The following is a 22,637-nucleotide window of genomic DNA, read 5'->3' as shown; positions in this document are numbered from 1 at the left end:
TTTGCGTCTACAACGCACTCCAGCCTCGGTGAATGGCCGATTATCAGCCGATGGCATTTACCCATCATTCGCTGTATGCCAGATTCCACCGCTGATAACGTCCTTACAATTTCTCGACTACAGTCTGCCCATGCCTGCCCAACTCAAGCGTCGCCTGTTTATTTTCCTGCTGCTCGTCCTGCTGATTGCCGGGGGCTTTTTCGCCCAGTGGTTTTTCAAGGGGCGCTTTTACGAAAGCACCGACAACGCTTATGTCCAGGGCGAGATCACCCGCGTGTCGAGTCAATTGGGCGCGCGCATCGATCAGGTACTGGTGCAGGACAACCAACACGTCGAGAAAGGCCAACTGCTGATCAAGCTCGAAGGCGATGACTTCCACCTCGCCGTCGACCGCGCCAACGCCACCCTCGCCACTCGCGAAGCCGAACGCCTGCAAGCCCGAAGTAAACTGACCCAGCAAGCCAGCCTGATTGCCGCCAGTGACGCGCAAGTCGCGTCCAGCCAGGCCAGCCTTGGTCGCTCGCAGATCGACTTGTCCCGGGCCCAGACCCTGCGCAAACCCGGTTACGTATCGGAAGAACGGGTAACCACCCTCTCCGCCGACAACCACATCGCCCGCTCGCAAGTGACCAAGGCCCAGGCGGACGCACAAAGTCAGCGCCAACAAATCAACTCCCTGGCCGCCGAGATCAAACGCCTCGACGCCATGATCGCCAACGCCAAAACCGACCTGGCCCAGGCCGAACTGAACCTGACCCGCAGTGAAATCCATGCCCCCATCAGCGGCCTGATCGGCCAGCGCGCCGCCCGTGAAGGCCAGTACGTGCAGGCGGGCGCTTATTTGATGTCAATCGTCCCGGATCAGGACATCTGGATTCAGGCCAATTTCAAAGAAACCCAGATCGGCCACCTGCAGCCCGGCCAAAAAGCCGAGCTGACGTTCGATGCCTACAGCAATACGCCCATCGATGCGCGGGTGGACAGCCTTTTCGCCGCTTCGGGCGCACAGTTCAGCCTGTTGCCGCCGGACAATGCCACCGGTAACTTCACCAAAGTCGTACAACGGATTCCGGTAAAACTGACCTTCGCCGCGGACAATCCGCTGCAAGGCAAGATTCGTCCGGGCATGTCGGTCACCGCTAAAGTGAACATCAAAGACGCCCCTGACGATGGCCGGTGATCAACTGATCCGTCCGGTCGGAGAACCGACCCGACGGGACTGGATCGCGGTGATGAGCGTGATGCTCGGCGCCTTCATGGCAGTGCTCGATATCCAGATCACCAACTCGTCACTCAAGGACATTCAGGGCGCGCTGTCGGCAACCCTGGAAGAAGGTTCGTGGATTTCCACCTCGTACCTGGTGGCGGAAATCATCATGATTCCCCTGACGGCGTGGCTGGTGCAGTTGCTCTCGGCGCGGCGGCTGGCGGTGTGGGTGTCGCTCGGATTTCTCGCCGCTTCCCTGCTCTGCTCCATGGCCTGGAGCCTGGAAAGCATGATCGTCTTCCGCGCCTTGCAGGGCTTCACCGGCGGCGCACTGATCCCTCTGGCGTTCACCCTCACGCTGATCAAACTGCCCGAACACCACCGCGCCAAAGGCATGGCCATGTTCGCCATGACCGCAACCTTCGCGCCCTCCATCGGCCCGACCCTGGGCGGCTGGCTGACCGAGAATTGGGGCTGGGAATACATCTTCTACATCAACATTCCGCCGGGGCTGATCATGATCGGCGGCCTGATGTACGGCCTGGAAAAAAAACAAGCCCATTGGGAACTGCTGAAAAGCACCGACTACCTGGGCATTCTCACGCTGGGCGTCGGCCTCGGTTGTTTGCAGGTGTTTCTGGAGGAAGGCCATCGCAAGGACTGGCTGGAATCGAACCTGATCGTGAGCCTGGGCAGCATCGCGCTGATCAGCCTGATCACCTTTGTGATTGTGCAGACGTCCAAGCCCAATCCGCTGATCAACCTCGGCATCCTGCGCAATCGCAACTTCGGTTTATCGAGTATTTCCAGTGTCGGGATGGGGGTCGGTTTGTACGGCTCGATCTATCTGTTGCCGCTGTACCTGGCACAGATCCAGAACTACAACGCCTTACAGATCGGCGAAGTGATCATGTGGATGGGCGTGCCGCAGCTGTTTCTGATTCCGCTGGTGCCAAAGCTGATGAAATACGTCTCGCCGAAATGGCTGTGTACGCTGGGTTTCGGGCTATTTGGATTGGCGAGTTTTTCATCGGGCGTGTTGAACCCGGACTTCGCCGGGCCGCAGTTCAATCAGATTCAGATCATCCGGGCGCTGGGCCAACCGCTGATCATGGTGACCATCTCGTTGATCGCTACCGCCTACATCCTGCCGCAGGACGCGGGATCGGCATCAAGCCTGTTCAACATCCTGCGCAACCTCGGCGGCGCGATCGGCATCGCCCTCCTCGCTACACTGCTGGATGCGCGGACCAAGACTTACTTTGATTATTTGCGTGAAGCGATTGTGCCGACCAACCCGCAGGTGGCCGAGCGCATGGCGTCGCTGGCGGATCGGTTTGGCAGTGAGACGGCGGCGCTGGGCAAACTCAGTGAGATTGCGCATCAGCAGGCGTCGATCATGGCTTACAACGATGCGTTTCACTTTGTCGGGATTGCGCTGGGGATCAGCATGCTGGCGGTGTTGTTGACCAAGGCGTTGCCGGTAGGGCTCAAGGCTGGAGAAGCCCACTAGCTACCACTGATCGTTCCCATGCTCCGCGTGGGAATGATCCTGTACTCAAACGGTGATCAACCGCTCCCGCAACTTGCCAATCTCATCACGCATCTGCGCCGCAGCTTCAAATTCCAGGTCGCGCGCAAGCTGGTACATCTTCTCTTCCAGCGCCTTAATACGCTTGGCGATTTCGCCCGGCGAACGCAATTCTGCTTCGTACTTGGCGTTTTCCTCGGCGGCCTTGGCCATGCCTTTGCGCTTCTTGCTGCGCGAACCCGGCACGGTGGCGCCTTCCATGATGTCGGCAACGTCCTTGAACACGCCCTTGGGCGTGATGCCATTGGCCAGGTTGAAGGCGATCTGCTTGTCGCGACGACGCTCGGTTTCGCCGATCGCCCGCTCCATGGAACCGGTAATGCGATCCGCGTAGAGTATCGCCCGACCATTGAGGTTGCGCGCCGCCCGGCCGATGGTCTGGATCAGCGAGCGCTCGGAACGCAGGAAGCCTTCCTTGTCCGCATCGAGAATCGCCACCAGGGACACTTCCGGCATGTCCAGACCTTCACGCAGCAAGTTGATCCCCACCAATACATCGAAGGTACCCAGACGCAGATCGCGGATAATTTCAACCCGTTCAACCGTGTCGATGTCCGAGTGCAGATAACGCACCCGTACGCCGTGGTCAGCCAGGTAATCGGTCAAGTCTTCGGACATACGCTTGGTCAACGTCGTGACCAGCACCCGCTCCTCCAGCGCCACGCGCTTGCCGATTTCCGAGAGCAAATCGTCGACCTGGGTCAGCGCCGGACGGATTTCGATTTGCGGGTCCACCAGGCCGGTCGGGCGCACCAGCTGCTCGACCACGCGACCGGCATGTTCGGCCTCGTAGTTACCCGGCGTCGCCGAGACAAAAATCGTCTGCGGGCTAATGCTTTCGAACTCGTCGAAACGCATCGGCCGGTTATCCAGCGCTGACGGCAGGCGGAAACCGTATTCCACCAGCGTCTCCTTACGGGAGCGGTCGCCTTTATACATGGCGCCGACCTGCGGCACGCTGACGTGGGATTCGTCGATCACCAGCAAGGCGTCGGCCGGCAGGTAGTCGAACAAGGTCGGTGGCGCCTGGCCAGATTCACGGCCCGACAGGTAGCGCGAGTAGTTTTCGATACCATTGCAGTAACCCAGCTCGAGAATCATCTCCAGGTCAAACCGGGTGCGCTGCTCCAGACGCTGCGCTTCCACCAGTTTGTTGTTGGAACGCAGGTAGTCCAGGCGCTCCTGAAGCTCGACCTTGATGCCTTCGATGGCGCCGAGCAGGGTTTCCCGTGGCGTCACGTAGTGGCTTTTCGGATAGAAGGTGAAGCGCGGCAACTGGCGGGTTACTTCGCCGGTCAACGGATCGAAGGCGGAAATCTTCTCGACTTCGTCATCGAACAGCTCGATGCGGATCGCTTCAAAATCGGATTCCGCCGGGTGGATATCGATCACATCGCCGCGGACCCGGAAGGTCGCACGGGCGAAATCCATGTCGTTGCGGGTGTATTGCAGGTCTGCCAGGCGACGCAGCAACGCACGCTGATCGAGCTTGTCGCCGCGATCCACGTGCAGAACCATCTTCAAATAGGTTTCCGGGCTGCCCAGACCGTAGATGCACGACACCGTGGTGACGATGATCGCGTCTTTGCGCTCCAGCAACGCCTTGGTCGCGGACAGTCGCATCTGTTCGATGTGATCGTTGATCGAGGCGTCTTTCTCGATGAACGTATCCGACGACGGCACGTAGGCTTCGGGCTGGTAGTAGTCGTAGTAGGAAACGAAGTACTCGACGGCGTTGTTCGGGAAGAACGCTTTGAACTCGCCATATAACTGTGCAGCCAGCGTTTTGTTCGGTGCCAGCACCAGGGTTGGACGCTGCACCTGGGCGATCACGTTGGCGATGCTGAAGGTCTTGCCCGAGCCGGTCACTCCGAGCAACGTCTGGTGCGCCAGCCCGGCTTCGATGCCCTCGACCATCAGACGGATGGCTTCCGGCTGATCGCCGGCAGGCTCGAAGCGGGTGACTAGCTGGAATTCAGACATTAAATACCCCTGGATTCGCGCCTGACCGATCGAACCGGACAGCAACGAGAAAGACCGCAAACGACCGATGTCGCCCGAGGAAAAAACTGGATTGTGCTCAATGTGGAGCCGATTGCCCTCGCTTTCAAGGCAAACGTCCTACATTGGGTAAAACCTTTGACGCTGCCAATCAACTAACGGTCGAAAAATAATCGGAAAAACTTAACGTAAAAGCAGAATCGTCTGTCGCCATCAATCGCTGATGGCCTCTATACTAGCTCCCCGTTTGTGCACCGCTCTAGTGCATTCGGCTGGAGCGCGACACGTCCCTCCACTCTCCATTCAGAGCCGCCGCAAAATGAGCCTGTTCTCCGCTGTCGAAATGGCACCACGCGATCCAATCCTGGGCCTCAACGAAGCATTCAACGCCGATACCCGTACCAACAAGGTCAACCTGGGGGTCGGTGTTTACTGCAACGAGGAGGGGCGAATTCCACTCCTGCGCGCCGTTGTCGAAGCCGAGACGGTTCGCGTCGCTCAACACGCTTCCCGTGGCTATTTGCCAATCGACGGCATCGCTGCTTACGACCAGGCTGTGCAGAAATTGCTGTTTGGCAACGACTCGCCGCTGATCGCTGCAGGCCGGGTCATCACCACCCAGGCCGTTGGCGGTACTGGTGCGCTGAAAATCGGTGCCGACTTCCTCAAGCAACTGCTGCCGAACGCTGTCGTGGCGATCAGCGACCCGAGCTGGGAAAACCACCGCGCGCTGTTCGAAACCGCCGGTTTCCCGGTTCAGAACTATCGCTACTACGACGCCGCAACCCACGACGTGAACCGTGCTGGTTTGCTGGAAGACTTGAGCGCCCTGCCGTCCGGTTCGATCGTTGTGCTGCACGCGTGCTGCCACAACCCGACGGGGGTGGACCTGAGCCCGGCGGACTGGAAAAACGTTCTGGACGTGGTGAAAGCCAAAGGTCATGTGCCGTTCCTCGACATGGCCTACCAGGGTTTTGGCGATGGCATCGACGAAGACGCCGCTGCCGTGCGACTGTTCGCTGAATCGGGCCTGACGTTCTTCGTCTCCAGCTCGTTCTCCAAATCCTTTTCGTTGTACGGTGAGCGCGTTGGCGCCCTGTCGATCGTCAGCGAATCGAAAGAAGAAAGCGCGCGCGTGCTGTCGCAAGTCAAACGCGTTATCCGCACCAACTACTCCAACCCGCCAACCCACGGTGCAAGCATCGTCGCCGCCGTGCTGAACAGCCCGGAACTGCGCACTCAATGGGAAGAAGAACTGGCTGAAATGCGCCTGCGGATTCGCGGCATGCGCATTCAGATGGTCGACCTGCTGGCGAAAAACGCACCGCAGCGTGACTTCAGCTTCGTCGGCCGTCAGCGCGGCATGTTCTCCTACTCCGGCCTGACGGTTGAGCAAGTGACCCGCCTGCGCAGCGAGTTCGGTATCTACGCCCTGGACACCGGCCGCATCTGCGTTGCCGCGTTGAACCAGAGCAACATCGACGTTGTGACCAAGGCCATCGTTGCGGTGATCTGAGTCGTCGAGCGGTAAAAAAACGGGAAGCCATTGAGCTTCCCGTTTTTTATTTGTCTCAGATAATTCTCAAAGCATCGACCGAGGGCTCTAGACTGCACCCACAGGTTTTATGTACACCCCGAAATTCTTACGAGAGCCAACATGAAAAACGATGACCTACGCGCCGACCGCGATGAGTTGGACCACTTCGCGCCTCGCACCCCGGCCAAACGTAGTAATAACCTGGTGATGCAAGTAGCTGCCGGCGTGTTTCTCGGCGGCCTGGCCTTGTGGCTGGTGCAACTGACCGCAACGATGCTGTACGCCAAATTGTTGGTCGCCACCGTCACCTTCGGCGGTTAGGTCAGTTCGGTTGCGCGCTGGCTGGCAGCGTCGTCATAAGCAACGTAGAGCGATTCGGCGACCTGGCTTTTGATTGCCTTGGCACTTTCCAGGCCAAGGACAAAACCCTCGGCCTTGCCACCGGCCCGGTTCAATTCGTCAGCAGTGCTGGCCTGAGTGATTGCATCGAACAGTTTTTCGGCGTGAGGACCGACGCCTTTGGGCAGGCTGATCTGAGCGATGCTCATGCGAACACCCCGTTGTGGCGAGGCGTGGTGGTTGATTGATTCATGGCGCGTACCTTTTCGGCGAATGGCCCGGCAGCGCGTGTAACCACTTCCGGGCGGCCATGGTAGACCTCTGAGGCGATTCTGGTAACCGCCCACGGTCGATAAACCACCGTCCGTCCCCATGAATCCATCAAGTGGCTAACAGGTGCTTGACTTCTCTTTTTGAATCAGTAACATACACGCCATTCCGCGATAGCTCAGTTGGTAGAGCAAGTGACTGTTAATCACTGGGTCCCTGGTTCGAGTCCAGGTCGTGGAGCCATACAAGGTTCCAGAGAAGGCTTTCAAAATCTCTGAAACCCCCAAAAAACCTGCCTTCTGGCGGGTTTTTTCGTTTTGGCGTTCCTTCGGATTCCGGTGGGTGCCAACCGTTTAAGGGTAGAGTTTGGGATAAAGAGCCTACAAGCTTTTCGAATGACCTCATTCGGCAACTACCCCATCGTTGGCCTCGCCGATGCACGACCCAAGCGCTTGAAGGTCAAGCGCATGCTGGCGGATGGCATTGCCCCCATAGGAGCCAAAAACCAGGCCAAGACGGAAGCGCTGATCAAAGGCCGCACCTTTGAAAGTGTTGCCCTTGGCTGGCACACGGAAATGTCAAGTGGGCACCAGACTATTCCAAGACAGTGATGAGTCGCCTCAAAACTCACCTCTTCCCGCTATCGGCGCCCTCGCAATTGTTGACCTTTAGCGGCTGTGACCGCAGAAACGAATAGGTAGGATCGAGGAATTCACTCAGCTGATTGGCTTGCAACATGAAGCTCATGTTTCACCATCCAACACCCGTTTTCGCATCATCTACAGGTTCAAACACTGTCGTGGCGCGTCCCATAGCGCTGTTCGTAAGCACGAATATAAGCATTGGGAGAGTCCGGCAAATGTGCTTTCACCACTTCGATCAAAGCTTGCCGATCAGTGCCGCTCATCGCCGCCAGAATCGCCAAGTGATCCTTCTCCACTTTTTTCAAATGTCCTGGATCTGCGTATTTGACTGCCCTGATCAGGTGAGCCTGTTTGGCACAATCAATAATGATCTCGACGAGCTTGCTATTATTACAGGCGGAATATTGGGCTTGATGAAATTCGATATTCAGATAGAAAACTGCACGTAGATCTCCCGCAGCTATGGCGGCCGAATGGCGATCTTGAATCTCCCGCAGTTTCGTCAAGATGGGTTCTGGCGCTGGCAGCGGCGTACGCATTGCAGCGGCGACTTCCATGATCTCCCGCACCTCATAGATTTCGGTCACTTCAGTCGGCGTCAGCTCGCGCACAAATGCACCGCGATTCGGGATGCGCGTGATCAAGCCGGCAGCGCTCAAATCCTCCAGCACATCCCGGATTACGTGACGTTTTTCATTAAATCGTGCGGCCAAATCCTCTTCGATCAGCTTCTCTTTTGAGTGAAGAACGCCAAAAACGATTTCTTCTTCCAGCTGCTGAACCACATCTGCACGCATTCCGGCTCCTCAAATTTTCCTAATGTTTTTTGATTGCCGGGGCTTACGTAAACCGGTGGCTGGCAGGCCCTTTTGCCAGAACCGTTTACGGTGTTCCTACGTGCAATTTTACTGTGGCGATAATACCAAAAAAACCGCCGATGGTAATGTCAAATGCATTGTTGACAATTTATTCAACAATACTTACAGTGAAATTCAATCAAATTAAGGTGCACGATATGAAACTTAGCAAGCTGGAGCATTACAATATAGAAACCGTAAAACCGGAACAGACCGTAAAGTTTTACACAGAGGTTCTAGGGTTGGAAAACGCCCCACACCGCCGCCCTGACGTCAGCCGACCGGGTACCTGGATTTACGTAGGTGATACGGCGGCCATTCATATCAATTTCGTCGAAATTGATCAATCCGGAAAAACAGGCGCTATCGATCATGTCGCTTTTGAGGGGCACGATTACCTAGCCTTTTGCAAACACCTTCGTAAACTCGGCACCGAATTCGAAACAGTGGTATCGCCGACATTAAATCTGGCACAAATATATGTTATCGATCCAAATGGCATCCGCATCGAAATCAATATCCGTGGTGAAAAAGTCGCTTCTTAAAGCCCGATTGTGATTCCTGACCCATTACATGCAATGGGTCAGGAACATCGCACTGTTTACCGGTTAGCGGTCATCTGCATTTCTGCAATAAGTGCTCCGGTGGCCTTGCGCAGCAAACCGGCATCGTTCATCACTGTCACCAAATCGCACCCAGACGCCACCATCTCACGGGCAAAAGCAACATCGGGACAAAAAATGCCGACGCGCAGGTTATTAGCGCGAGCAACCTGGATTACCCTCTCTATTTCCCTGATCACTCGCGGTGAAAGTGGATTACTGATCACACCTTCCAACGTCATCGACAAATCACTAGGCCCAATGTAAAGACCCTGCAAACCCGGTACACTGGCGATCTCTTCAAGATTTTTCAATGCCAACTCAGTTTCTATCATTGCCCACGACAGTACTGCTTCATCAGCACCGTTAACGTAATCAGCACCGCCGTATAAAATACCGCGCGCTGGGCCGTAACTGCGGTCGCCTTGAGGGGGATAACGCATCGTTCTTACGAAAGCTTCGCACTGGTCTCGCGTGTCGATCATAGGACAGATGACACCATACGCCCCCATGTCGAGCACTTTCTGAATTAGCCAGGCAGTATTGGCTGGCACCCGCACCATGGGCACTGCAGTCGTAGTTGAGATCGCTTGCAGCATGCTGAGCGCGGTCTCTATATCAAACATGCCATGTTGAAGGTCAACCGTCACCGCATCGTAAGGCAAATGCGCCACCACCTCGGCGCTGTAACTTGAGCCTATCGACAACCACGCATTCAATGCGCATCTGCCCTGCTGCCATACCTCTTGCAACCCGTTTGCTCGCATATTCTTCACCTGAATTAAATGTTCGACACAGCAGCACGACTCGCTATATTTATTTAGCCGACTGCACAGGAAGGTTGCAGAGCTAAGTGCAACACAGTTACCAAATCGAAACGTGAGTTTAATGTTGCAGACCGACCCGCAGAGTGGATACCTCGATTGGACACAGCCAGTTAAATTAGTTGAGCGGCTAAATATTCAGCAAATACGCAAACTTATCCGACTTCTCTTGCCTGTAGTTGGACAGTCGCTTCCTTTGAGCAAAAACCATAGTTTCCAGTCAAACGCAGATTTTTTAAGTTTCATCTAGCTTACCCGCTGCTCACCCGCTATATATTTTAGAGAAAGGCGCGAGATCTTTGTACGACATGGCAGCACCTTACCGGACGGTAAGTTGCTGCACTCAGTTCTTGCGGCCATAATTACAAGGATTGCCAGTCACCATCCTTCTGATTCGATGCAGTAGCGGCGGCAATCATGCGCATACCGGCGACACCATCGGCAATGCTTGGAAGATTGCCCATCAAATCCGAGCTGCCAGTACCGGTGCGGGCGGCTACCAACGCCAGCGCAGCTTCTGCATAGATATTGGCAAAAGCCAGCGGATAACCTTCCGGGTGCCCGGGCCGGAAACGCGAAGAGCGCGCGACAAAATCAGAAGTGCCGTCCTGCCCCGATCGAAGAATCATCTCTGGTGTTTGAAGCGGTCGGAAATGAAGATATTCGGCATTCTCTTCACGCCATTCAATCGAAGCCTGGTCACCATAAATACGGAATGACAAACCATGCTGACTGCCAGTGGCGACATAGCTTGCCCACAGGCGACCAACAACACCTTCCTTATAGTCGAAATCGAGATAAGCGTTGTCATACACCTCTCGCCGCGCAGCCAACGTCTGCATGCGTGCAGACAAACGCTGCGGCAGCATGCCGGTGATATAGCTCATCAGATGATAAGCATGCGAACCGACTTCGCCAAGTACAGCTTCTTTACCCATCGATGCGGCACGAAAGCGCCAATGTCGCTTTGCTGGATCTTCCACCTCCACCGATACTCCCGGCGCACCGCCAGCAAATTCTACCTCTATCATGCGTAGACGTCCCAGCGCACCTGACCTGACCAGGTCACGCGCATGGCGAACCATGGGGAAGCCGGAATAACAATGCGTCAGTACAAACAGACGCCCCGACGATGCTACGCATGCAGCGAGTTCCTCCGCTTCCGCGACGGTCTTGGTCAGGGGTTTTTCGCAGATGACATCGATGCCCGCATTAAGAAACGCCATCGCAACGTCTTTGTGTATTTGGGGCGGCGTTGCAATCACCACCACGTCGATGCCATCTGTACGCGCCGCTTCACGCCTCGCCATATCGCGATAATCGTCGTAAATACGATCAGGCGATACCAGCAACCCCGCGCCGGTCGCGCGCGATATTTCTTGATCAATCGAAAAGGCACCAGCGACCAGCTCATAGCAACCATCGGTTTGGTAAGCAATTCTGTGCGTTTCGCCGATGACCGAGTCAAAGCCACCACCCACCATGCCTAGCCGCAAACGGCGACCGAGTTTCGTTAAAACAGTTGAGTACATGTCTTGTGTCCTCATGCGAATGTGATCGTCATTTAAGTGATTGTCATTTTTGTCGTGCGCGTGCTTTGGTAAGAGTTTCTTCATATGAAACACGGATCGTGTCGAGATACACAGCGCCGATCAGCACCACTCCCACCACAATCTGTTGTAAAAATGGATCCATGCCAAAAACATTCAGGGCAAAGCGGATAGTCGCCATGACTAGAGCGCCGCTAACCGCTCCCATCACACTACCGCGCCCCCCCATCAAACTAGCTCCGCCGATGACGGCAGCAGCAATCGCATCTAGTTCATAACCGAGACCAATCCCAGGATGTGCTGAGCTGATGCGAGACGACAGCACAATCGCGGCACAGCCGACAGTGAAACCGGCAAACATGTAGATTTTAATTCTTAGCCGTTTAACATTGACACCCGCACGCCTGACACTCTCTTCACTGGCCCCAATCGCATATGTGTAGCGACCCAAGGGACGCTGGGTAAATATATAGTGAGCCAAGATAGCAACTACGGCCACAACCCAGATCGGGAACGGAATGCCTAGCAGTTCGCCATTCCCGATGTAATCAAACCATTCCGGAAATCCATACAGTGCGTAGCCACCAGACAGTTTCAATGCCGTTCCTTGAGCAATTCCTAACATGCCAAGCGTGACGATAAAAGCCGGGATCCGGGCATAGGCAATCAAGAAACCATTAATAGCGCCACCCAGGATACTTAGACCAATGGCAAGAACCATCGCTCCAGGCATCGGTATACCTAATGAAGTAGTGGCGACCGCCATCACCACCATCGACAGTGACATCATGGTGCCGACAGAGAGGTCAATACCGCCGGAAATGATGACCAGAGTCATGCCGATCGCCAACAAAGCGTTAACCGATGCCTGCAAGCCGATGGTCATCATGTTGGCACTGCTGAAGAACGCTGGATGGATAAGCGTTATGGCCAGAAAAATAACAATCAGTAGCAACAATGGGCCGATCACATCGAATAAACGCCAGAAAGAAAATGAGAACTCTTTTTCTGCGGGTTTTTCGGGCGGGTTTCTGGATTGACTATTCGCGGACATAAGACACCTAAGCAGGAAGTTGAATTGGAGCGGTGGCAGTAGTCTTCATTTCACCGGTGATGATAATGTTGGCCAACTCTTCTTTGCTGATTGCCGAGGTCGCAACCTCGCCGACTTTGCGACCGTTTTTCATGATCACGCAACGGTCGCACACCTCCATTACATCGTGCATGTTGTGAGTGACATAAATGATTGCCATACCACGCGCCCGCAACTCTTTCACCAGCGCCAGCACTTTGCGAGTCTGGGCCACACCGAGCGCAGCCGTCGGTTCATCCATGATGATCACACGGCAATCGGCGTTGACTGCCTTGGCGATGGCGACTGATTGCCGTTGACCGCCGGACAAGTCTTTGACCATGGCATCCACGCTAGGCAAATCGACGGCAAGTTCCACAAGCAGCTCTGTAGCTCGGCGTCGCATGCGGGCAGTATCGAAATAAGACAGGCCGGGGAAAATAGATTTGCGCAGCTCCTGCCCCAGGTAAAGATTGGCCACGACACTGAGATTGTCGCATAGCGCAAGATCCTGGAATACGGTCTGGATACCGGCCTCAAGTGCAGCTTTTGGTGTGGAAAATTCGATTTTTTCACCCGCTAACGTGATCTCGCCTTCCTCGGGTATATACGTGCCAGAAATGACTTTGATCAGCGTCGACTTACCTGCACCGTTATCTCCCAGCAAAGCAACAACTTCGCCAGCATTAAATTCGATAGAAACATCGTCGAGCGCGAATAATGCACCAAACTGCTTACGTACATTGCGAATTGAAAGAAGTGACATATATTCTTCCTATCTTGGACATTGTTTTTATTAATCGGATCCGAGCAAGGTAACTGCTATGCATGACTCGTCATACATTGCTTGCTATTAAACCAACTTAGCTCTTCTGAAGGCCTATCCGCATGGCGTAGTCATCAGCATTTTCTGCCGTCACTAGCAACATGCCGGAATCAATAAGCGCGGGATAATCCGAAGGCTGTTTTTCACCCGACATCAACTTCGCCAGTATCTCGACTGCTTTGCTACCCATTACGTCGGGATACAAGGAAACAGTGCCGGACATTTTGCAGTCCCAGATTTGCTTGACCGCTTCGGCAACACCATCAAAGCCAACTATCTTGACCTCTGAAAACTTTTTGGCTTGGATGATATTACCTTTGGCTTCTGCTTTTTTTGCTTCCCGATCAAGAACTTGGCGAGCGCCTAGAGCCATCATGTCGGATGCGGCAAAAATAAGATCGATATCCTGATGGGCAGTAATAATCGCCTCGGTAGCTTGTACCCCACCCGGCAATGTCCAGCGTCCAGTAATGGAACTGGCCAGTTTAATCTCAGGGTATTTCTTGAGCGCTTCATGAAAACCTTGCGTGCGCTGCGCCGCAGTTGTGCCGCCAGGCTCACCTTCCAGCATCGCCACTTTTCCTTTCGCGCCAATCAGTTTGGCGCTGAAATCGGCAGCGGCGCCCGCAGCCTTGAGATTGTCGCCCTGGATCAACGTGACATGACCATCGCCGTCTGTACTAGCGTCGACCAGGATGACAAAGATGCCCGCTCGCTTTGCCTTGCGCACCACATTACCTAAGCCCCGTGCGACCGTCGGCGCCAACACAATTCCGCCAAACTCGCCACGGGCGATGAGGGCTTCGATAATGTTTATCTGATCTAGTACCGCAACATCGCTGCTGGCACTGAAGCGTTCGGTCGAGATGCCGAGCTTTGCTGCGGTACGTTCCGCAGCTTCAGCGATCTTGATTTGAAAAATGTCATTAATGAGTGTCTTTGGCAGGATGGCGATCTTCTTGCCCGTGCCAGCGATAGCGCCGAGCACCCCGCCACATGCCAATAAAGCACTGGCTCCTAGCAAGATCTGTCCAAAACGGCGGCGCGAGAATTCTGTATTCATGTCTGCCTCTTATTATTAGTTGCCCTTCATACGAGGTGCATTGGGTTCAGCATAGAATCATCGACAAGATTGTCAACAATTTATTTGACATTTGCTCGCTACCTCATCATGTTGCACTTGCACTACAAAGACGTGCCATGCGCACCAGACAAAAACAAAACATGCACCCTCCTCAGGAAATATCACGATGATCAGAATTGGCTTAATAGGCGCGGGTTTTATTGGTCAGATGCATGCACTGGCTTTTCGCAATGCCGCTATGGCAAGTTGGTCGCCCAAAATTGATATCAGCTTGGTCGCGATCGCAGATCAGAATCTCGAACTCGCTGCAGAAGCCCAGAAACGCTATGGTTTCGAGCGCATTACTTCTGACTGGCGTGAGGTGGCGGGTGCTGCTGATATTGATCTGTTGATCAACTGCGGGCCCAATCATCTTCACGCGGAACCGTCAATTGCGGCGGCCCAAGCCGGCAAGTCGGTATTTTGCGAAAAGCCGCTGGCTGGCTCCGCCGATCAGGCTTATCAATTGTGGAAAGGAGTTGGGGCAACCGAAGCCACCGCAATGTGCGCCTTCATGCATAGATCAATCCCTGCGCTCAATCTGGCACGAGAAATGATTATGTCTGGCGAGCTTGGTGAGATTCGTCATTTCCGCTCCCGCTTTTTACTCAACATGGTGACTGGCGATCCTTTGTCTTGGCGCTTCAGTCGTTCGCAAGCAGGTCTTGGTGCACTGGGCGACCTTGGATCACACCATATAGATCAAGCGCGTTTCCTGGTGGGTGAAGTGAGCTCGGTAGCCGCCATGACTAACACTTGGACTAAAGACCCAGCAGGCAAAGTGATTGACGTGAACGACGACTCCTTCGTCTGTGTTGCCCAATTGGACAATGGCGCCAGTGCCTCGTTCGAAGCGTCGCGAGTCGCCAGCGCCCATAATCTCGGTGGCTTCATTGAAATTGACGGGAGCAAGCGTTCAATCGCATTTCATATGGAGCGCCTGAACGAACTCGTTATTTACGAACCAAAACGCGGTTCGCGCACTCAGATGGTCACTCAAGCGGATCATCCCTACAGTGATTTCTGGCTACCTATCGGCATCCAAGGCCAGCATCCACTCGGCTGGAACGAGTGCTTCGCCCATCAAGCTCGACATATGCTCGAAGCGGTAGCAGCAGGCAAGCTAATTGCGCCGCGCGCAACTTTTGAGGATGGTTACCGGGTAGCCGAAATTGTGGAGACGATTGCCCGTTCGGCACAATCACGCTCATTTGAGACTGTTAACTTTCGCTCGTGAAAGGGTCGTGTTTCACAAGTCCCTGTTTGCCACGACGAACTAAAATCGAGATGCGTTGCATCACGATTGAGGAACTCAACATGTTGACTGCCCCTGCCCGCCCCCTGCTGGGCTGCATCGCTGACGATTTCACCGGTGCCACTGACCTTGCCAACATGCTCGTGCGCGGCGGCATGCGCACCGTGCAAAGCATCGGCATACCCGGTGCCGATGTCGCCGGTCAGCTCGACGCCGACGCCGACGCTATCGTCATCGCCCTGAAGTCTCGGACTGTGCCGGCTGCCGATGCCGTGAAGGAGGCGCTCGAAGCGTTGCGCTGGCTGCGTGAGCGTGGCTGCGAACAGATTTTCTTCAAATACTGCTCGACCTTCGACTCGAGCGCGGCCGGCAATATCGGCCAGGTAAGCGAAGCCCTGCTTGGCGCACTGAACAGTGATTTCACCCTCGCGTGTCCAGCCTTCCCGGAAAACGGTCGCACGGTCTTTCGCGGGCATTTGTTCGTACAGGACCAATTACTCAGCGAGTCGGGCATGCAGCATCACCCGCTGACACCGATGACTGACGCCAATCTGGTTCGCGTGCTGCAATCGCAGACCCAGGGCAAAGTCGGCCTGCTGCGCTATGACACCGTGTCCAAGGGAGTCGAGAGCATTCGAACCCGCATGGCGCAGCTTCGCGCCGACGGTATACGCATGGCGGTCGCCGATGCCTTGTCCAATGCGGATCTCTACGTATTGGGCGAAGCCTGCGCCGATCTTGCGCTGTTGACGGGTGGTTCGGGGCTGGCGCTGGGCTTGCCGGATAACTTTCGTCGTGCCGGTAAGTTACGTGACCTGGACGCCGCTCAAGTGCCAATGGTGGAAGGCGGCGAAGTGGTTCTCGCCGGCAGCGCTTCGCAAGCTACCAATGGGCAAGTAGCGACCTGGTTGCAGGCAGGTCGTCCGGCCTTTCGTGTCGACCCGCTGGCATTGGCTGCGGGTAATCCAGTCGTTGAGGAGGCGCTGACCTTCGCCGGTGACAGTGCAGAAACGGTACTGATCTACGCCACCAGCACCCCGGATGAGGTCAAGGCCGTACAACGTGAGTTGGGGACCGAGCGCGCGGGGAACATGGTTGAGCAGGCCATGGGCAGGATAGCCAGCGGGCTGCACAAGACAGGTGTTCGTCGCTTTGTGGTCGCCGGAGGGGAAACCTCGGGGGCCGTGGTTCAGGCTCTGAATATCCAGCTATTGCGGATCGGTGCGCAAATCGACCCTGGTGTGCCCGCATGCGTCACTACGCCTGGGGAACCACTGGCCCTAGCACTCAAGTCCGGCAACTTTGGTGGCCCTGATTTCTTCGCCAAGGCTCTAAAGCAACTGGCGGGAGTTCAAGCATGAGCAACGAAAACGCCCTGCGCGAAGAGATCTGTGACGTCGGCGGTCTGTTGTATAGCCGTGGCTACACGGTGGGTAGTGCCGGCAACATCAGCGCCCGGCTGGATGACGGTTGGCTGATCACTCCCACGGACGCTTGCCTGGGCCGTCTGGACCCGGCCTCGGTTTCCAAGGTTAACCTGATAGGGGAATGGGTCAGCGGAGACAAACCGTCAAAAACCCTGGCCTTGCACCGTCAGGTCTATGATCGCAACCCAGGAGTCGGAGGCGTGGTACACACCCACTCGACTCATCTGGTGGCGCTGACGTTGGCGGGGGTCTGGCACAGGGATGACATCCTGCCGCCGCTGACCCCCTATCAAGTGATGAAGGTCGGGCACATTCCGTTAATCCCCTATGAACGTCCCGGCTCACCGAAGGTGGTCGAACGTGTTGCGCAACTGGCCAACAGCGTGCGCGGGGTAATGCTGGAGCGGCTGGGTCCGGTGGTGTGGGAAAGCTCGGTATCCAGAGCGAGCTATGCCCTGGAAGAGCTTGAAGAAACGGCTCGCCTTTGGCTGATGAGTAATCCCAAACCGACCCCGCTCCACCGAGCGGCACTGGATGAATTACATGAGGCTTTTGGTGTTCAGTGGTAACCCCCCGGCCGTACGATTGTTTTACTGATTTCAGGAGTCTCCATGCCTCGTTTCGCTGCCAATCTCAGCATGCTCTACCCGGAACACAATTTTCTTGACCGTTTCGCCGCGGCCGCCGCCGATGGTTTTCAGGCGGTGGAATACATGTTCCCCTACGACTACAGCGCGCAACAATTGAAACAGCGGCTCGACGACAATGGCCTGATCCAGGCCCTGTTCAACGCTCCACCCGGCAATATGGAGGCAGGCGAAAAAGGCACCGTGTCCTTACCTGGCCGTGAATTAGAGTTTCGCGCCGGTTTCGACCAGGCCCTGGAATATGCCGCGGTACTGGGCAATGACCGCATTCACGTCATGGCCGGACTGCTGGCGTGTGAAGCAGACCGTGCCAGACACCATAGGACCTACCTGGAAAATCTCATCCACGCGGCGACAGAAGCAGCCAAGCTTGGCATCACCATTTTGCTGGAGCCGATCAACACTCGCGACATTCCGGGATTTTTCCTCAACCACCAACATCAGGCACAGGCCATCTGCAAAGCAGTCGGCAAGGCCAATCTCAAGGTCCAGTTCGACATCTACCATTGTCAGATCGTAGAGGGTGACGTGGCGACGAAGCTGCGTCGGGATTTCGACGGCGTCGGTCATATTCAGATCGCAGGAGTGCCGGATCGCCACGAACCGGACATGAACAATGAGTTGAATTATCCCTACCTGTTCGAGCTGATCGATCAATTGGGTTACAGCGGCTGGGTGGGTTGCGAGTATCGACCGCGCGGCAACACCTCCGAGGGTTTGAAATGGTTGCGCGATTGGCAGGTCGGTCAATCCAAGGCGAGTCATAGCTTCCAGGCCGGCGACTAAATGTGACGAAGTGAGGAGGAGTCCATCCCATTGCTTTGGGAATTGGCCCTTGCTAACAGGTAGCTATCGGCCTGGACGCAGCCCTTTATGGTCACATCTGGAGCCCCAGTAAAAGCGCGTCACCGCTTCCTTTCTTTCAGAAAACCCACTGATTGGTATCGATTTCAGCCATTCGCGACAGGCAGCAATTGGCCCAGAGTGTGTAAAAACGCTTCGTCAAAATTGAAGTTTGCGCGTCTATGCGAAATCTGAAAATTATCGGCTGCTCAGCCGATCTGGATTTTGCATAGAAACGCGATTTTCAGTCCAACACTGGGCTCAAAAAACGTTTTTATACAGCCTCGGCCAGAAGCAGCCACTATTGGCTTTTGTTAAAGTACCTCTCTGAACACAACTCACGGACGGCTTCATGGAACGATTCCATCCTCGTGGCATTGATGCAGACGGTTATATCCTCACCGTGTCCAACGTCGAGGTGCAGCCACAGTTTCAGGATTTACTGGCGGACGTTTGCATGACGCTCGCTCGGTCGGAACCTCTGCTGGACGGGATTTATCTTTATGGCAGCGTCGCTAGAGGCGACGCCGTGCAGGGGGTTTCCGACCTGGACCTAACCCTTGTTCTGCACAGCCCTCCTGCGTCGCAGGATTTGGAAATGCTGGAGTCGAAAAGGCGCACGCTGGAAAGTCGGCATACCGAAGTTATCAAGATCGATATCGACATCGGTAGTCGTTCTGAAGTATTGGCGGCTGACAATCGATTGAGTTGGGGGTATTGGCTCAAGCATCACTGTCGTTGCTTATGGGGAAATGATCTGACCAAGCGCTTCGACCGGTTCAAGCCGTCGCGTGATATCGCCATTGCCGTGAATGGTGACTTTGAATCCGTACTGACCCGGTATGCCGATCTTATCGATCAGGCGACCACACCGACGCAATCGCTACGCTTGCAACGCGAAGCCTCGCGCAAACTCATCCGGTCAACTCAAGTACTTCGCTCTGAACAGGACCTGATGTGGCCGCAAACACTGGAAGAGCATGTCGAGCTGTTTGTTCAGCAGTACCCGTGTATGAGAATGCAGATCTCTTTTTTCTTGTCCCATGCAAGGAACCCGTACGCTAAGCCAAAAGAGTTTACGACTCAGCTCCATAATTTTTTGACCTGGATGGCTTCAGAAACCGGTTAGGTCCGCTTCGGGTCGATTCCGGCCGGTCGTCATCGGCAGTAATCGCCCCAAAGCAGCCGATCCCGACAGACAGCAAACGGCCAGGAGCGATCATTGGTCAAAGCGGCCCCCATATCGAATTACCTCACCCCACTTCCAACGCTGTAGTCACGAATCACGTCGGTCAGTCATAGGCGCATGTTCTGCCATCAGGTCAGCGACCCAATCGATGAACACGCGCACCTTGATGCTGATATGCCGGTTCGGCGGAAATGCCACGTATATCGGCATCGGATCGAGACGTCAGTCCTCGAACAAGGGCACCAGCTCGCCGCGCGCCAGGTGGGCCTTGGACATGTAGTCTGGCAGCCAAAGAACTCCCAGGCCGGCCAGGCCACAATAGCGAAAAGCCCCTGAATCGAAAGATTCAGGGGCTTTTTTGTGGGCGACAGATCTACAGCCCTTTTAGTGAGTGCAGCCGTCAGACATGCTCACCACTTTTCGAATGCACCGCCCGCGGCTCCGTCGAACCATGGTCCGCCTCCACCACCGGAATCTCATTCCCGTCGCTGTCACGCAGTTTACCTTCGCTGAAGTAATCCCCTTCGCGCAGCGCCGCCAGATCCTGATAGCGCAGGACGCGCTCAGTACCCGCCGCGAACACCGACTGCTGATCCGAGTTACCGACCGTGAGGTGATTGAAGGTCAGGTTGAGCACGATCGCCATGATCGCGGACGAGCTGATGCCTGAGTGGAAGATCGTTGCGAACCAGCTTGGGAAGTGATCGTAGAAATTCGGTGCAGCGATGGGGATCATGCCGAAGCCGATGGAGGTGGCGACGATGATCAGGTTGACGTTGTTGCGGTAGTCGACCTTGGACAGCGTACGAATACCGCTGGCTGCCACGGTGCCGAACAGCACGATACCGGCGCCACCGAGGACAGAAGTCGGTACAGCGGCGATGACGCGGCCCATAAAAGGTAGCAAGCCGAGGATCACCAGAAACAAACCACCGGTAGCCACCACGAAGCGGCTCTTGATGCCGGTCACCGCCACCAGTCCGACGTTCTGGGCGAAGGCGCTTTGGGTGAAGGAGCCGAAGATCGGCGCGATCATGCTCGACAGCATGTCGGCGCGCAGGCCGTTGCCCAAGCGTTTGGAGTCGACCTTGGTGCCGATGATTTCACCCACCGCGAGGATGTCCGCCGAAGTTTCCACCAGGGTTACCATCACCACGATGCACATCGACAGGATCGCGGCGAAGTGGAAGGTCGGAATGCCGAAATGGAAGGGTGTCGGGAAGCCGAACATTGGGCCTTGGGTGACGGACGAGAAGTCTGCCATGCCGAGGAACACGGCGATCACCGTACCAATGACCATGGCCAACAGGATCGACAAACGAGAGATGGTCGCGCTGCCGATCTTGCTCAACAGCAGCACCAACACCAGCGTCACGGCTGCCAGACCGATGTTCGCCATGCTGCCGAAGTCCGGGGCATGGCTGTTGCCGCCCATGGCCCAGCGTGCGGCTACCGGCATCAGCGTCAGGCCGATGGTGGTGATCACGATGCCCGTCACCAACGGCGGGAAAAACTTGGTAATGCGTGAGAATACCGGCGTGATCAACAAACCAATCAGGGAGGCGGCAATCACCGCCCCGAGAATCGATTGAAACCCGCCCTCCCCGCCACTGCTGACAATCGCCACCATCGTCGCGACGCCAGAGAAAGACACGCCCTGTACCAGCGGCAATTGGCAGCCGAAGAACGGTAAACCCAGCGTTTGCAGTAACGTCGCCAAGCCACCCGCAAACAATGACGCAGCAATCAACAAACCGATGTCCGCCGGCGAGAGCCCGGCCGCCTGGCCGATGATCAAAGGCACCGCAACGATGCCGCCGTACATGGTCAGAACATGTTGCAGGCCGTAAGCCATATTCGCGCCGACACCGAGATTTTCGTCCTCAGGCCGTTCGTGTGAAACAGGGGGCGTTTTCATGGTTTGGGGGGTTCCCTGGTTTTTGTTGTGCGCACACTGTATGCAAGAGTCAGGACAAATGTCTATAGAGTTGTATACAACTAATCAGTCAGATTATGGACACCGGTCCACGCGGTCCTTTACCTGCGCAGCCTCCCCCTCCAAAAACTTTTGAAATACATCCTTTCTTTGCCTCCTCCCTCGCCCGCTAGCCTTTGGGTTCCAAGCGACCGCCGGTACGGACGCCTCTCGCTTATACATATAACGTATGCATAATGAAGCCATTCGAGATTCAGTATCACAAGGCAAAGAACGCAGCTAACAAATTAAAGCATCAAGGGATCAGCCTCGCGGAAACGGAGGCCATGTTTTATGACGAAAGAGCCCTCTCGTTGCAAGACAACCATCACGATGAGCAGCGGTGGATCATCATGGGGCTGGATGCCGAAGGTCGTTTGTTGGTCGTTGCGTACACCTATCGCGATCCGAATTTCGTACGAATCATTTCTGCGCGCATCGCCACCAAAAACGAGCGCCGGCGCTATACGGAGGTTTGATCAATGAAAGACGAATACGACTTCAGCAATGCCAAGCGCGGAGCAGTTGCTTCTGGCAAAGGCAAAACCCGAATTACCATCATGCTGGATGATGTCGTCATAGAGGCTGCTCGCTCTATGGCCGAGAGCGAGGGATTTGGCTATCAGACGGTAATCAACAACACCTTGCGCCAGGCCTTGCTCACCGATAAAGGCAAAACGGCTGAGTCGGATCAGTGCACCGCTGTGGCGAACGCAGGACATTTCAAAGAAGGGATTAGGGCCTGCGAACTGCGCAGTCTGGAGAAAAAACTCTCAGAGGTGCTCAGTGAAATCCATCGAGTGATGGAGTCTTGATCCTGCCTCATGAGCACTGTCGAGCGATTCACGCCCGAACTCC

The 22,637-nt window shown here is 55.4% G+C and carries 21 protein-coding genes, 1 tRNA gene and 2 pseudogenes; 14 read left to right on the top strand and 10 right to left on the bottom strand.

Annotation, left to right across the window (positions count from 1 at the left end; all coding sequences use genetic code 11):
* Positions 1–130 precede the first annotated feature (130 nt).
* Positions 131–1,180 carry an HlyD family secretion protein gene (locus tag ACYZT0_RS06940; RefSeq protein WP_462045192.1) on the top strand — a complete coding sequence of 350 codons (1,050 nt, stop codon included), beginning with the start codon at positions 131–133 and terminating at the stop codon, positions 1,178–1,180.
* A complete protein-coding gene (locus tag ACYZT0_RS06935; protein WP_462045191.1) occupies positions 1,170–2,720 on the top strand; it encodes an MDR family MFS transporter in 1,551 nt (516 codons plus the stop codon). Before ACYZT0_RS06940 ends, ACYZT0_RS06935 begins: the two co-directional genes overlap by 11 nt.
* A gap of 45 nt (positions 2,721–2,765) precedes the next feature.
* Here ACYZT0_RS06935 and uvrB read toward each other — a convergent pair whose 3' ends face one another.
* The gene (gene uvrB, locus ACYZT0_RS06930; protein WP_462045190.1) at positions 2,766–4,781 is read right to left on the bottom strand and encodes an excinuclease ABC subunit UvrB; all 2,016 of its coding nucleotides are present in this window, start codon (positions 4,779–4,781) and stop codon (positions 2,766–2,768) included.
* Positions 4,782–5,118: 337 nt separating this feature from the next.
* Between uvrB and ACYZT0_RS06925 the strand changes: the two genes are divergently transcribed.
* Positions 5,119–6,315, top strand: coding sequence for an amino acid aminotransferase (locus tag ACYZT0_RS06925; RefSeq protein WP_462045189.1), 1,197 nt, complete (start codon positions 5,119–5,121; stop codon positions 6,313–6,315).
* Between the two features lie 141 nt (positions 6,316–6,456).
* The gene (locus ACYZT0_RS06920; RefSeq protein WP_462045188.1) at positions 6,457–6,657 is read left to right on the top strand and encodes a hypothetical protein; all 201 of its coding nucleotides are present in this window, start codon (positions 6,457–6,459) and stop codon (positions 6,655–6,657) included.
* On the opposite strand, the gene ACYZT0_RS06915 is transcribed toward ACYZT0_RS06920, so the two are convergent.
* The gene (locus ACYZT0_RS06915; protein WP_462045187.1) at positions 6,654–6,884 is read right to left on the bottom strand and encodes a hypothetical protein; all 231 of its coding nucleotides are present in this window, start codon (positions 6,882–6,884) and stop codon (positions 6,654–6,656) included. The genes ACYZT0_RS06920 and ACYZT0_RS06915 overlap by 4 nt on opposite strands.
* A gap of 228 nt (positions 6,885–7,112) precedes the next feature.
* Between ACYZT0_RS06915 and ACYZT0_RS06910 the strand changes: the two genes are divergently transcribed.
* Both ACYZT0_RS06910 and ACYZT0_RS06905 read left to right on the top strand, forming a co-directional pair.
* Positions 7,113–7,188: transfer RNA gene (locus tag ACYZT0_RS06910), tRNA-Asn, on the top strand.
* Between the two features lie 95 nt (positions 7,189–7,283).
* Positions 7,284–7,614, top strand: a pseudogene (locus ACYZT0_RS06905) (phage integrase central domain-containing protein); the annotation flags it as partial.
* A 118-nt stretch (positions 7,615–7,732) separates the two neighbouring features.
* Here the strand turns inward: ACYZT0_RS06905 and ACYZT0_RS06900 are convergent.
* Complete coding sequence (locus tag ACYZT0_RS06900; RefSeq protein ID WP_462045186.1) at positions 7,733–8,386, bottom strand: GntR family transcriptional regulator; 654 nt, start codon at positions 8,384–8,386, stop codon at positions 7,733–7,735.
* A 218-nt stretch (positions 8,387–8,604) separates the two neighbouring features.
* Here ACYZT0_RS06900 and ACYZT0_RS06895 point away from each other — a divergent pair, with 218 nt between their 5' ends.
* Entirely contained in the window at positions 8,605–8,991 is a 387-nt protein-coding gene (locus ACYZT0_RS06895) for a VOC family protein (protein ID WP_462045185.1), read from the top strand.
* A gap of 56 nt (positions 8,992–9,047) precedes the next feature.
* Here ACYZT0_RS06895 and ACYZT0_RS06890 read toward each other — a convergent pair whose 3' ends face one another.
* From ACYZT0_RS06890 to ACYZT0_RS06870, 5 genes are all read right to left on the bottom strand, one after another.
* Positions 9,048–9,815 (bottom strand): HpcH/HpaI aldolase family protein, encoded by a 768-nt coding sequence (locus ACYZT0_RS06890; protein ID WP_462045184.1) that lies wholly within the window; start codon positions 9,813–9,815, stop codon positions 9,048–9,050.
* 419 nt (positions 9,816–10,234) lie between these two features.
* On the bottom strand, positions 10,235–11,488 hold the full coding sequence (locus ACYZT0_RS06885) for a Gfo/Idh/MocA family protein (protein ID WP_462045183.1): 1,254 nt from the start codon (positions 11,486–11,488) through the stop codon (positions 10,235–10,237).
* A complete protein-coding gene (locus ACYZT0_RS06880; RefSeq protein WP_462045182.1) occupies positions 11,448–12,476 on the bottom strand; it encodes an ABC transporter permease in 1,029 nt (342 codons plus the stop codon). The genes ACYZT0_RS06885 and ACYZT0_RS06880 overlap by 41 nt, the downstream gene beginning before the upstream one ends.
* 7 nt (positions 12,477–12,483) lie before the next feature.
* Positions 12,484–13,260, bottom strand: a complete 777-nt coding sequence (locus tag ACYZT0_RS06875) for an ATP-binding cassette domain-containing protein (RefSeq protein ID WP_462045181.1) — start codon at positions 13,258–13,260, stop codon at positions 12,484–12,486.
* A gap of 97 nt (positions 13,261–13,357) precedes the next feature.
* Positions 13,358–14,383 carry a sugar ABC transporter substrate-binding protein gene (locus tag ACYZT0_RS06870; protein ID WP_462045180.1) on the bottom strand — a complete coding sequence of 342 codons (1,026 nt, stop codon included), beginning with the start codon at positions 14,381–14,383 and terminating at the stop codon, positions 13,358–13,360.
* Between the two features lie 187 nt (positions 14,384–14,570).
* Between ACYZT0_RS06870 and ACYZT0_RS06865 the strand changes: the two genes are divergently transcribed.
* From ACYZT0_RS06865 to ACYZT0_RS06845, 5 genes are all read left to right on the top strand, one after another.
* Positions 14,571–15,680 (top strand): Gfo/Idh/MocA family protein, encoded by a 1,110-nt coding sequence (locus tag ACYZT0_RS06865; protein ID WP_462045179.1) that lies wholly within the window; start codon positions 14,571–14,573, stop codon positions 15,678–15,680.
* A gap of 80 nt (positions 15,681–15,760) precedes the next feature.
* Positions 15,761–17,059 (top strand): 3-oxo-tetronate kinase, encoded by a 1,299-nt coding sequence (otnK, locus tag ACYZT0_RS06860; RefSeq protein WP_462045178.1) that lies wholly within the window; start codon positions 15,761–15,763, stop codon positions 17,057–17,059.
* Positions 17,056–17,694 carry a 3-oxo-tetronate 4-phosphate decarboxylase gene (gene otnC / locus ACYZT0_RS06855; protein ID WP_462045177.1) on the top strand — a complete coding sequence of 213 codons (639 nt, stop codon included), beginning with the start codon at positions 17,056–17,058 and terminating at the stop codon, positions 17,692–17,694. Before otnK ends, otnC begins: the two co-directional genes overlap by 4 nt.
* A 42-nt stretch (positions 17,695–17,736) precedes the next feature.
* A complete protein-coding gene (otnI, locus tag ACYZT0_RS06850) occupies positions 17,737–18,558 on the top strand; it encodes a 2-oxo-tetronate isomerase (protein WP_462045176.1) in 822 nt (273 codons plus the stop codon).
* Positions 18,559–18,967: 409 nt separating this feature from the next.
* Positions 18,968–19,744, top strand: a complete 777-nt coding sequence (locus tag ACYZT0_RS06845; RefSeq protein WP_462045175.1) for a nucleotidyltransferase domain-containing protein — start codon at positions 18,968–18,970, stop codon at positions 19,742–19,744.
* Positions 19,745–19,891: 147 nt separating this feature from the next.
* Here the strand turns inward: ACYZT0_RS06845 and ACYZT0_RS06840 are convergent.
* Both ACYZT0_RS06840 and ACYZT0_RS06835 read right to left on the bottom strand, forming a co-directional pair.
* Positions 19,892–20,125, bottom strand: a pseudogene (locus tag ACYZT0_RS06840) (LysR substrate-binding domain-containing protein); the annotation flags it as partial.
* A gap of 79 nt (positions 20,126–20,204) precedes the next feature.
* Positions 20,205–21,722, bottom strand: a complete 1,518-nt coding sequence (locus ACYZT0_RS06835; RefSeq protein WP_462045174.1) for a nucleobase:cation symporter-2 family protein — start codon at positions 21,720–21,722, stop codon at positions 20,205–20,207.
* A 254-nt stretch (positions 21,723–21,976) separates the two neighbouring features.
* Between ACYZT0_RS06835 and ACYZT0_RS06830 the strand changes: the two genes are divergently transcribed.
* Together ACYZT0_RS06830 and ACYZT0_RS06825 are read left to right on the top strand one after the other, a co-directional pair.
* Positions 21,977–22,258 (top strand): BrnT family toxin, encoded by a 282-nt coding sequence (locus ACYZT0_RS06830; protein WP_462045173.1) that lies wholly within the window; start codon positions 21,977–21,979, stop codon positions 22,256–22,258.
* Positions 22,259–22,261: 3 nt separating this feature from the next.
* The gene (locus tag ACYZT0_RS06825) at positions 22,262–22,594 is read left to right on the top strand and encodes a BrnA antitoxin family protein (RefSeq protein ID WP_462045172.1); all 333 of its coding nucleotides are present in this window, start codon (positions 22,262–22,264) and stop codon (positions 22,592–22,594) included.
* Positions 22,595–22,637 lie beyond the last annotated feature (43 nt).

Source organism: Pseudomonas sp. ZS1P83, assembly GCF_054897825.1.
The sequence above is the reverse complement of the archived record's forward strand: the minus strand, read 5'-3'. Positions and strand labels throughout refer to the sequence as shown.